This window comes from Microbacterium sp. MRS-1 (assembly GCF_000585455.1).
Classification (GTDB): domain Bacteria; phylum Actinomycetota; class Actinomycetes; order Actinomycetales; family Microbacteriaceae; genus Microbacterium; species Microbacterium laevaniformans.
The window spans coordinates 1-7,687 of the sequence record NZ_JAUF01000106.1; the positions used below are offsets into that span (position 1 = coordinate 1).

Below are 7,687 nucleotides of genomic sequence, written 5' to 3' on the forward strand. Positions count from 1 at the left end.
TCAGATTCTCGCTTCCCCAGCATCGTGCTGGAATCAGCGTGTCCAAGATCAGGGGTCAAGCCCCTGGAGCGCAACTGGGATCGGTGGCTGCGGAGCATCTGGAGGATACCGAGGCCGACGCCGATTCCGATGAAGATGTCGGCGAGGTTTCCAATGAAGAGGTTGCCATAGGCGAGGAAGTCGGTGACGTGGCCGTGACCGAATCCGGGAGGGGCGAATAGGCGGTCGATGAGGTTGCCGACCGCTCCACCCCAGACGAATCCGATCGCGATCGCCCACGCCATGGAGGTCGCCCGCCAGGCGGCATAGAACAGCACGATCGCTGCCGCGATTCCGATCACGGTGAACACCCATGTGCTGTTTGATCCGAGAGACATGATCGTGCCGGGGTTGAATGCCAGTTGCAGGCCCAGCAGGTCGCCGATCAGCGGAATGCGTTGTTCCTCGCTCAGCTGCCCGAGCGCCATGGCCTTCGTGCCCTGGTCTACGAGAGCCATGGTGAGCGCGACTAGGCACGCGACGGCTAGCCTCCGGCTCCGACTGCGCATCATTGTGCGCCTCGGCCCACGGAGGGGAGACTTTGGCAACGCCGCCAGGTGCAGTCCATTTGCACAGACGGCCATGGGGAGATATTGCGAAGCTCCGAAACGAGCAACGGTGTGGGCATGCGGTAATCCTGTCAAGTGGTAGAGGTCAGGTGAGGCCGGAGTAGGCGTGCAGGCCTTTGAAGAACATGTTGACGATGGTGAAGTTGAACAGGACGGCGGTGAAGCCGATAATCGACAGCCATGCGGATCGGGTTCCCCGCCAGCCACGGGTTGCGCGGGCGTGGATGTAGCCGGCGTAAAGAACCCAGATCACGAAGGTCCAGACTTCCTTAGTGTCGAATCCCCAGTAGCGACCCCAGGAGTCGTTGGCCCAGATTGATCCGGCGATCAGGGTGAAGGTCCAGAAGATGAACCCGACGATCGCGAACCGGTACGCCAGAGACTCCAGTGCCTCCGCGGTGGGAAGCGTGCGCAGATACCCCAGGCCGGACCGCTTCGCGTCCTCACCACCCTTTCCTGACGCCCGTCGTTCTCGTCGGGCTTGCAGGAGTTGCGTGGCGGAGAGACCGCAGGAGATCGCGAACAGGGCCGTGCCGAGCGAGGCTACGAAGACGTGGATGATGAGCCACACGCTTTTGAGCGGGTCCATCAGCGGGGTGACTTCGACATAGAACGCAAGAGTCGCCCCGCCGAGGAGCAACGCGACCATGCCGATGAGGAAGGAGCCCAGGAAGCGTAAGTCGTATCTGCGGAGCACGATCAGGTAGACGGCGACGATCAGTAATGTCCCGGTGAGCGCGAACTCGTACATGTTGGCCCACGGGACCCGTTCCGCGGCGAGCCCTCGCCCGATGGTCCCAGCAAGGTGGAAGACGAACGCGAACCCGGTCAGGACGGTGCCGATGCGCGCCCAGAGCAGACGCTGCCGCTGCTCCGGACGGGTGCGGACCTCATTCAGCGCGGTGCGTCCAACGCCCGCTCCGCTGTGTGTGTCTCCGCCGCCCGCGGTCACGAGTGCGCGGGCCCGCTGGACCTCGTCGCGGCGCACCGATCGTTGCGCGAGGTCGATGGCGTAGGCCACGAACGCGAGGAGGTACACGGCGATTGCCGTCCACACCACCAGCAGGGAGATGCTGTCGAAGGTAAGGGATTCGGGGTCAGGCATCGGTCGCTCCTCGTGCGGTTTGGGGTCGGTAGTGATAGCGCCGGTGTCTGAATCCAGCGATGGTTAAACCCGTGATCGCACTGAGGGCGATCAGGGCGGTGAGAGCACCGCCGAGCATGACGGCGGGGGTGAGGCCCTCGCGCAGCGGAACGCGGGTGATCGCCGCAGCCGCCTGGTCGACCCCGGCACCGTCGATGATCTGCCCGTCCGGGGCGATGACTTGGCTGGTGCCGACGGTGGAGACGTTCACCACGGCACGGCCGGTCTCGATCGCACGCATCCGGGCGAACGCGAGCTGTTGAAGATTCTCGTCGGTGCCGCGGAAATCGGCGTTGTTGGTCTGAAACACGTAGACCTGAGCGCCCTGGCGGGCGCCGTCCCAGATGACGGCGTCGTAGATGACGTCGAAGCAGATCGCCAGTCCGACTTTCACCCCGTCGACGGTCACGAACGGGGGGTTCTGTCCGGGGGTGTATTCGCGTTGGATCATTCCGATCAGGTCGGGCGCGATCCGCTCGTAGAACCACCGGTCCGGGACGTACTCGCCAAACGGGACGGGGTTGACCTTGTCATGCAACTGCGGGGTGCCCTGCCCGTCCCACAGCATCGAGGTGTTGAACACGTCACCGCCGCGCGCGGTGGCGGCGTTGGTCAGTAGCGGGGCGCCGACCCGGGCGACGAGATTGTTGAGGCGTCGAGCGGTGGCCGGGTCGGTAAGGGGGTCGCTGTCGACGGCACCCTCGGGCCACACCAGCAGATCCATGCGTTCTCCCACCAGGGGTTCGGTCGCGGCCGTCTGCGCGGCAAGCACATCCCCTGGGGCACGGTCGTCGAAGTACCCGGAGGGCCCGTTGCCCTGCACCCATCCGATGTCCAACCGGCCGACATCCCCGGTCGGGAACTGCGGGACGATCACCAGGGCGGTCACGATTCCCGCGGCGGGGAGGATGCCGCGCAGGCGCCGGAACCCGCCGTACCGCCACCACTGCACGAGGCACGCGCACGCGGTGACGATCAGGAAGGTCAGCCCGGTCACCCCGACCCAGGACGCCGCCTCCGGCATTGGGCCGTTCGCCTGGGTCATCCCGATCCGCGCCCACGGGAACCCTGAGTATGGCCAGGACCCCATCGCGAGCTCCCGCACGCTCCACAACCCCGCCACGAGCAACGGCACCCCGAGACACCACAGGCCGCTACGTCCGTGGTCGCGGTCGCGGTCGGTCCACCGGTACGCGAGGGCGAGAGGGATCGCACCGACCCCGAATAGTACCGTTTCCAGGCCTGCCAACGCCACCCAGGGGACGGGTCCGAGGAAGGTCCCAACCCACATCAGGTGGGTGAAGTAGAACGCGGAACCGAAGGCCGTGCCGACCAGGAATGCGCCACCGATGCTGCGGCCGATCATCGTGCACAGCGCGATCGTGATGCTCACGAACGCGAGCGGCCACCACCCCACGGCGGGGAAGGACAGGTCCAGGAGCCCACCAGCGGCCGCGGCGACGAGGATCGCCGCCCACAACGGCACCCCCCTTCGTGCGGAGGGGGCGGCGTCTGTCGGCGTGTCAGTCAGCGAGGGCGCGGTCGAGAGCATCGGTGAGATCCGTCAGCTGGGTGAGCTCGAGCTTTTCGCCGTCGAGGAAGAAGGTCGGCGTGCCCTGCACACCCATCTGCTGCCCTTCGGCGAAGTCTTCCTCGACCCGCTCCCGGGTGGCAGGGTCCGCGACAGCCTGATCGTAGGCGGCCATGTCCAGGCCTAGGTCCTCGGCGAAGCTGCGGAACAGGTCCGCTTTGGAGACTTGCTGCTCGCCCCACTCGGCTTGCGTCTCGAACATGCGGTGATACATGTCCTCGACCCGGTCCTGCTGGGCGGCCGCTTCCACCGCGAGGGCGGCGTTCATCGAGTTGTAGTGGCTGGGGATCGGGTAGTACCGGAACACATAGTTGATCTGTCCGTCGTACTGCTCTCGGATCTCTTCGACGTACGGGTAGAACGCCCCACAGGCCTCGCATTCGAAATCGAGGAATTCCACCAGGGTCGGCGCGTTCGGGCCGGCGCTGTCCAGGACGTGGGAGTTGCTGCGGGCACCCGGTAACGCGTCCGCGGCGTTGTCGCCTGCGGGCACTTGAGGGCGGGCGGAGACCGTGTAGATGATCGCGCCGATGACGAGCACGACCACGGCGCCGATCGCAATGAGGGTCACTTTCATGGGGGTCTTCATCGTGGGTTCCTTCGGCTGGGGGTCTGTGAGCTCGGGCGATCACGGGCGGCGAGGTGGGCGTTGCGGATGCCGGCGATCGCGTCGGGCAGCTGCGGGTCCTCCCCGCGCGCGAGACCGGCGTATTCCAGGCGCAGGGTGGGCTCGTCCGGGTCGCCGGTGACGGATGCTTTGATGAACACGCGGCGTCGGGGAACGAGAAGGCCGGTGATTAGACCCAGTGTGGCGAGGGTGGCGAAGGCGAGCACCCAAGGACCGCCGGTGTCGCGTTTGATGTCCAGCGACGCGAATCGCTTCACCGCCGCCAGGGGATTCGTGCCGCTGGACGCGTCCTCGAAGGTGACCGTGCCCCACCCATTGGGCAGGTCGGCGGTCTGCCCAGGAGTGAGCTGGATCGACTCGGCACCGCTCGTGCCGCCGGTGAGTTGGGTCATTCCGCTGGTGTCGAGGGTGTACACCGACCGGGGCACGCCGTCGTTGATGCCGAGGCTGCCGGAGAACACGTTGAAGGTGACGACCGGGTTCACCAGATCGGGATACACCGAGGTGAACGCCCCGGTGTCAAGAGCGCCCTGGGTGGGATAGAAGAAACCGACAAGCCCGACCTGTTCGGGAAGCCCGTCTGGAACCTTGATGATGCCGAGCGAGGTCATCATGCTGTCTTGCGGGAGGAACGGCTGAGACTCGCTGTACACGACCGCGCCCTCGGAGTTTCGGACGGTGATGGTGGGTGCGTAGCCGTTTCCGAGCAGGTAGACCCGGTCATTGCCGACGGTGATGGGGTAGTTCACGCGGACGCTTTCGGTGTCCTGTGTCCCGGTGCGGGCGTTGCGGATGGTGAGGTTCGCGGCGAAGTCGCCCGCTTGGCCGCCACCGGGTTCTCCCGGTGGCACGTAGCTGACGTCGAAGCTGTCGAGGGTCAGCGAGTACGGGTCCAGCTGGGTGCCGTCCACGAACCTGCCCGGGGTGAACGAGGAGTAGTCGTTGAGGGTGTTGACGAACGTGGTCCCTTCGACGATGACCCGCTGCCCGGTGTAGGAGAAGCCGCTGGCGGCGAGCACGGCGACCAACACCCCGACCAGGGAGGCATGAAAAACCAGGTTGCCGGTCTCCCGGAGGTATCCTCGCTCGGCCGACACCGACCAAGACCGTGCGGTGTCGTACCGCTCGATGCGGTATCCGCGGCGGCGCAGATCGGCGGCGGCGGCGGTGATCGCGTCCGCCGCTTCGGCTTCAGGGCTCTGGACTGATGCGGGGACGTCGACGACGAGGTGTGTGCTCAGCCGGCTGAGTCGTGCTGGCGTGCGGGGTGGCCGAGCGCGGAGGGCTTTCCAGTGGTGCCGGGTGCGAGGGATTATGCAGCCGATCAGCGAGATGAACAGCAGCAGGTAGATGGCGGAGAACCAGGCGGAGTTGTACAGGTCGAATACCTGAAGTCCGTCGAGGATCGGGGCCAGTTCCGGGTTGTTCTTGAAGTATTGGAGGACGCCGTTGGGGTCCGCGGTGCGCTGAGGAAAGATCGATCCCGGTACCGAGGCGATGGCGAGCAGCAGCAGCAGCAGCAGCGCTGTACGCATGCTGGTCAGTTGCCGCCATCCCCACCGCAGCCACTCGACGGGTCCCAGCGACGGGGAGGTGACGGTGTCCGGCTCGCCCTGATCGATGTGACCCTCGGGGCGGGAGGGATCAGTGTGCAGCTGATCAGAGAGGGAGCGTGACATTGAGCATCACCCCCTGTAGAACGGACATCAAGGCGCCCCAGATGCCTGTGACCATCAGCACGCCGAGGATGATGAGCAGGCTGCCGCCGATGATGTTAACCACGCGAATGTGTCGTCGAACGAAGCTGACGGATCTGGTAGCCCAGCCGAGCCCGAGAGCAAGCAGAAAGAACGGGATGCCCAATCCGAGAGAGTAAGCAAAACCGAGCAGGGCTGCCCGGCCGGGATCTCCGAGATTCCACGACACCGACATGATGGCCGCCAACGTGGGCCCGATGCAGGGAGTCCACCCGATCCCTAGCGCGATGCCCAGCAGCGGTGCGCTGAGCATACCCAGGTTGCCGCGGAAACGGGGTCGGAGGGTGCGTTGCGCGCGAGGAAATACCCCAATGAACGCCAGGCCCATTGCGATGACAACTACCCCGAGCACCCGGGTGAGGATGTTCGCGTATTCGAGGAAGAATAGCCCCGCCACTCCACCGAGTACCGTGACGGTCATGAATACCAGAGTGAACCCGGCGACGAATAAGGCCACCCCGCCGATCAGCCGTCCACGCCCAGCGGGGGTCTGTGCCGGGGAGCTGGAGACGGCGGACCCGAGGTAGCCGAAGTACCCAGGGACAAGCGGGAGGACGCAGGGCGAGACGAAGGAAATCAGTCCCGCGAGCACGGCAATGAGCACAGCCACCCCGAGCGCGCCGTCGAAGATCAAACTCCCGGCGCTCATTCGATCTCCGCCAACGCGTCCGAGACGAGCGTGGACAGGATCGATGCGGCTGGCAGCTGCCCGATGATTCGCGCGGCAACCCTGCCCTGACGATCCATCACCAGAGTCGTCGGGGTCGCCTGGATGGGAGTGACCGCGGCGAACGCGAGCTTGGTGTTCCCGTCGACGATGTCGATCACGCTCGGGTAGGTGATCCCGTAGTCCTCCGCGAACGATCGCGCGGTGGCGGGTTGGTCGTAAATGTTCACGCCGATGAAGCCCACCCCTTTGGGCTGGTAGGTTTGCCACACTTCTTCCAGCAGGGGCGCCTCGACCCGGCATGGGCCACACGCGGCATACCAGAAGTTCACGACGTACACCTTGCCTGCGAAGTCGCCGCTGCTGACCGCGTTGCCGTGCTCATCGACGCCGGCGAACACCACCGTCTCGCCACGCTTATCCGGGGAGATCTCGACGATGCGCTCGTCAACGCTGGTGGAACCGGTGCCGTTGTTTGCCGTGGCGGCCAGCCCGTCCTGGGATGTGCACCCTGCGACCGCGAGTACAGCGCTCGCGGCGAGCATCGCGGCGGCCGCACGGAACGCGCGCCAGGATCTCCGATGGGCAACCGGGGGGACGGCGCGGGTGACGGAAGTCACCCGGAATGGGTTTGCCACGACGTTCTCCAATACGAGGACTCAACAGGCGGCGGTCTGGCAGCGCCAGAATCCGCTCGCTCTCACGGGTGCAAGGGTGTTGAGTGGTGGATCAGGTTCGGAAAACGCGCAGCTGTGTAAGAGTGAGCACCGGATTTCGGGACGACGGGAACGCGATCCGTTCACGCACTATCCCTGCGACACGCTCGACGCTGAACGTGCGGGACGGTGCCCGCCAGGCCAGAACGACGAGCGCCAACGCACACGCCACTCCCAGCAGGCACAGGGCAACGCCCAGATCTTCCGCATTCTCTGCGTTTCCCCCTGCCGTCGTCACCGCCGCCGGAACGGCGCCCGACTGGTCGGCCACGATCGGCCCTGCGGTCGACGGGGCCGTGAGGCCATCGGTTTCCGAGTGCGTCTCCACCCATGACCCCATCAGGAGCACCAGGACCAGCCCCAAGCCAGCAAGCAGCCGGGGCACCGACAATCCCATGCGCGCAGCGAAAGTGCAGTGCGCCGGGGCGGAGCGGATCATTTTGCGACGGTCCTCTTGTTCATGGATGCGGAGGAAATCGGACTATTCGACGATATAACACTATCAGATGTATAATCAGCGCATGCTGACTCTTACGTCCCGTGTTGATGTGATGAATCGGCTCGGGCGCGCGATGG

General features: G+C 65.5%; 8 protein-coding genes. All 8 read right to left on the reverse strand.

The genetic code is table 11. The features are described from left to right. Positions 1-467 (reverse strand): signal peptidase II (locus AS96_RS14075; protein WP_231477289.1); only part of this gene is annotated, 467 nt, incomplete at its 3' end. Between the two features lie 226 nt (positions 468-693). Then, the gene (ccsB, locus tag AS96_RS14080; RefSeq protein WP_036291081.1) at positions 694-1,713 is read right to left on the reverse strand and encodes a c-type cytochrome biogenesis protein CcsB; all 1,020 of its coding nucleotides are present in this window, start codon (positions 1,711-1,713) and stop codon (positions 694-696) included. Then, positions 1,706-3,304, reverse strand: coding sequence for an apolipoprotein N-acyltransferase (lnt, locus tag AS96_RS14085; RefSeq protein WP_081768078.1), 1,599 nt, complete (start codon positions 3,302-3,304; stop codon positions 1,706-1,708). Before lnt ends, ccsB begins: the two co-directional genes overlap by 8 nt. Next, positions 3,276-3,932, reverse strand: a complete 657-nt coding sequence (locus AS96_RS14090) for a DsbA family protein (RefSeq protein ID WP_036291084.1) — start codon at positions 3,930-3,932, stop codon at positions 3,276-3,278. The genes lnt and AS96_RS14090 overlap by 29 nt, the downstream gene beginning before the upstream one ends. After that, complete coding sequence (resB, locus tag AS96_RS14095) at positions 3,929-5,650, reverse strand: cytochrome c biogenesis protein ResB (RefSeq protein ID WP_036291086.1); 1,722 nt, start codon at positions 5,648-5,650, stop codon at positions 3,929-3,931. The genes AS96_RS14090 and resB overlap by 4 nt, the downstream gene beginning before the upstream one ends. After that, on the reverse strand, positions 5,631-6,377 hold the full coding sequence (locus tag AS96_RS14100; RefSeq protein WP_036291089.1) for a cytochrome c biogenesis CcdA family protein: 747 nt from the start codon (positions 6,375-6,377) through the stop codon (positions 5,631-5,633). Before AS96_RS14100 ends, resB begins: the two co-directional genes overlap by 20 nt. Further along, a complete protein-coding gene (locus AS96_RS14105; RefSeq protein ID WP_036291091.1) occupies positions 6,374-7,015 on the reverse strand; it encodes a redoxin family protein in 642 nt (213 codons plus the stop codon). The genes AS96_RS14100 and AS96_RS14105 overlap by 4 nt, the downstream gene beginning before the upstream one ends. Before the next feature lie 109 nt (positions 7,016-7,124). Then, positions 7,125-7,550: a hypothetical protein gene (locus tag AS96_RS14110; RefSeq protein WP_036291094.1), complete on the reverse strand. Its 426-nt coding sequence runs from the start codon at positions 7,548-7,550 to the stop codon at positions 7,125-7,127. Between the last annotated feature and the right edge of the window lie 137 nt (positions 7,551-7,687).

Bases quoted from the DNA above. Each gene is read 5' to 3' on its own strand.
- ccsB (WP_036291081.1), bottom strand. From the start codon at position 1,713: ATGCCTGACCCCGAATCCCTTACCTTCGACAGCATCTCCCTGCTGGTG.
- lnt (WP_081768078.1), bottom strand. From the start codon at position 3,304: ATGCTCTCGACCGCGCCCTCGCTGACTGACACGCCGACAGACGCCGCC.
- AS96_RS14090 (WP_036291084.1), bottom strand. From the start codon at position 3,932: ATGAAGACCCCCATGAAAGTGACCCTCATTGCGATCGGCGCCGTGGTC.
- resB (WP_036291086.1), bottom strand. From the start codon at position 5,650: ATGTCACGCTCCCTCTCTGATCAGCTGCACACTGATCCCTCCCGCCCC.
- AS96_RS14100 (WP_036291089.1), bottom strand. From the start codon at position 6,377: ATGAGCGCCGGGAGTTTGATCTTCGACGGCGCGCTCGGGGTGGCTGTG.
- AS96_RS14110 (WP_036291094.1), bottom strand. From the start codon at position 7,550: ATGATCCGCTCCGCCCCGGCGCACTGCACTTTCGCTGCGCGCATGGGA.